A 3,093-nucleotide genomic window follows, 5' to 3' on the forward strand; every position below is an offset into this window, starting at 1 on the left:
CCACACGCAATCCTTTCGTTGTTAAGGTTCCATTTACATCTAATGTGGAAGTTGGTGTATCAGTATGAATACCTACAAAACCTCCTCCTGAGCCATCCATATCAAAAGGTTCTACAAAAAAGGAGGGTGTATTCAACATATTAAAACCAATCATCAACGAATTGGAATTGGGGTTGGTATACTCTACCCATCGAAGTCCTTTCAAATATCCACTTCCAATAATCCAGGAATTAGCTGCGGTTGCATGAACATGATTACCCAATGCAAAACTACCATTACTCATAGCTTTTGAATAAAACCCAGCAGCCATAGAATATAAAGATTGGGATTCTGTATAGTTACCGATAGCTGTTCCGGTAGCAGAGTTCCCAATTGGGTTATTATCACCATTTGCATCTTGTGCAAAAATGAAAGAAACAGAAGATAAAAGGAATACACCTAAGAATAGGATTTTTTTCATAATAGATATTTTTAAATATAGATAAATACAGTATTGAGTACAACATCATACTCTTTTATAAAACCTAGTTTTCATAAAACACTAAACTTTTTATATAGCACTTTTAAAAAATAGATCTCTCATTTAATTTATATGCCTAATTTGTATTACAACATTCACCTAAAACTATAACACTTTTATATATGACTGATATTCTGTATTATACTTTATAAGCAAAGAATCCAACTCTACATATCTTGTAAAAAACCCAACAACAAAGCGTCTCTCAAGGTATTTTACTGTTTATACAGAATCCTAATTGCTATTTAAAACCTAATAAATTTGGAGTAATCACTTAATCATTCTGAACAGATGGTTTTAATTCCAACCTAAAAACATCCTCATCTTTCATTCTTTCTATCACTAAAACATCTGATGTGATTTCAATTACTTCATACATATCTGACCAAATCATGTGTAAAGGCTCATCAATACTATCCCTTACAATCTCCCCTAATTTATTTTTAGTATCATATGGCGTATACAAATGTAGATTACTATAATTGTCCTTCCACTTCCACATGCAATCGTAATGCATAGTAATAGCCTCATCAATAACTATTCTAACATACAGTACATTAGAAGTATCATAAGTGAAGTATTGCTCCTCGTAATTCATGATATTTTCGCCATTTTTTAAATCTTTCTCAATTTTCCATTCTTTACATAGTAGCGCATCGTAATCGGGAGTTGGTTCAATAATTTCTGTCTTATCTTCTTTACAGGATGTAAATACAAAAAGAATAATTGCTAGATAATAAATAGTTGTTTTCATCAAAGACTGTTTTTTTAATATCATTATTCTATATTTTAAGTTAAATCTATTTTACAAAATCAGAAATTTCTCCTGATATTTGTTACCGCTAATAAAAACCTCGGTAACATAAACTCCTTTAGGTAAATTCGAAACATTAATACTAGAACCAGAATAAAAATTTGGTTTTTCAATAATTGTATTACCAAACACATCTCTTATAACAAGTAGGTGTTCAGATATATTGCCATGTACAAAACTCACTCTGATCTGATTCTTAGCCGGATTTGGAAAAACTTTTAAACCTATATTTTGTTCCACATTTCTTTCATTTGGTTCTTTTGAAATCGCGGCGGAATTGGGTATGATATCAGTTATTGTTAAAGATTCTGTCATTACAAAATTAGAAATTTCTGGCTTTTTGTTGACCACTATTTCTTCTTGTTCAATATCCTCTTGCATCTCAACAACATCATTATTATCTTCAATAATAATTGATTTTTTGCCTACAGGCCTATTGTAATCGGGATCTAAATACAATATCTGATGTCCTGCAATATCGCTACCTTCTTCAATTATAATAACTCCATCTGTTGGTACGCGGTAATCTATTCTGGTAGTAGCATCTACCAATACATCACCTACTAATGTCCTATTGATCTCAGTATCTACATCTTCGCCAATAGTTATGTTTTGAGCCTCAAACACATTAGTATAGCCCTCATCTAATATCCGATTTTGAATATATAGATGATCCGGATGCAATTCTCCAACTAAAAAATCATTCACGTCAGGATCTGGCGGCATCCAAGCATGGATATAATTATCATTACTCATACAAATTGCATCAAATGGTGTGAGCGTTTCGTTGTGAGGATATTTTCCTATGTCTGATAAATCAGCAAACCAATCGGTATTATTTAATGCCAATGCACTTACGGTTGGTACAAAACAAAATACAGGATCGTCTTCACCAGTGTCATTAGTTAAAGAACCAAATATATCTGATCTTGGAATTTCTTTATCCCAAGAAACAGATGTAGTCCAACATATGTCTCCAAAAAATATTGTTGGTATACAAACTGTATGGGATAAATGAATAGGAATTATAATATATCCATCTAGCCACTCTGACAGTCCTCCTATCGGTAATTTATAATATGCGCCTGGAGCATTATCCATATTACAATTACTAGGAGCAACCAATGGATCATGTTCGGTATGATATCGCGAAAAAGAGGGCCCATATATGCTTGAATTGACAAAAGGTTGAATTTGCAAGGCTGTATTAAATGTTTCATCATTTTTACCAGGCATAGCATTTACAGTATTGTTTACCTCTATAGGCGTCCAATCAAAATCAAAGCCTCCTAAACCCCATGGTAAGGGAAGCGTCCAATCGACTAATGTTTTACCATTTCTATAATCCAAAAGCGTTGTGCCGGGATCGTATCCTTGGCTTTTAACATTTGTACCCATGGAAACAGCAATATTTCTACAATCCTTTGGATAAGCTCCAACATCATCTAAGTTATTCAAGAAGCCTTGTCGCCAAAAATTTTGATGCACATAATTTGATGACATTTGTAAGGCAGCTGAAAAGTCACCTCTATCCATTTCATTAGATACAAATTCATTAATATCAAAACCAAATACTCCTACTGAAATATCATTTATAATACTCTCGTATTCTATACACCCGATATTGTTTAATAGGGTTACCCATTTAAGTCTCGTGTAATTTAATCGAAGCGTAAGCAATCGGTTTATGCTCTACGCATCTCTGAATGATTTTATCTAAAATTGATTGGCGATGATTCCTTCTGTTAAATCTAAAGAA

General features: G+C 32.8%; 3 protein-coding genes. All 3 read right to left on the reverse strand.

The genetic code is table 11. The features are described from left to right. Positions 1-460: hypothetical protein (locus tag HNS40_RS21950; RefSeq protein ID WP_172284857.1), on the reverse strand; the 460-nt coding region annotated here is incomplete at its 3' end. A 334-nt stretch (positions 461-794) separates the two neighbouring features. Next, entirely contained in the window at positions 795-1,274 is a 480-nt protein-coding gene (locus tag HNS40_RS21955) for a hypothetical protein (RefSeq protein WP_172284858.1), read from the reverse strand. Positions 1,275-1,325: 51 nt separating this feature from the next. After that, on the reverse strand, positions 1,326-3,014 hold the full coding sequence (locus HNS40_RS21960; RefSeq protein WP_172284859.1) for a T9SS type A sorting domain-containing protein: 1,689 nt from the start codon (positions 3,012-3,014) through the stop codon (positions 1,326-1,328). Positions 3,015-3,093 lie beyond the last annotated feature (79 nt).

Source organism: Lentimicrobium sp. S6 (assembly GCF_013166635.1).
Classification (GTDB): Bacteria; Bacteroidota; Bacteroidia; order Bacteroidales; family UBA12170; genus UBA12170.

What these genes read in the sequence shown, in the direction of transcription:
- HNS40_RS21955 (WP_172284858.1), bottom strand. Translation starts at nt 1,274, where the DNA reads ATGAAAACAACTATTTATTATCTAGCAATTATTCTTTTTGTATTTACA.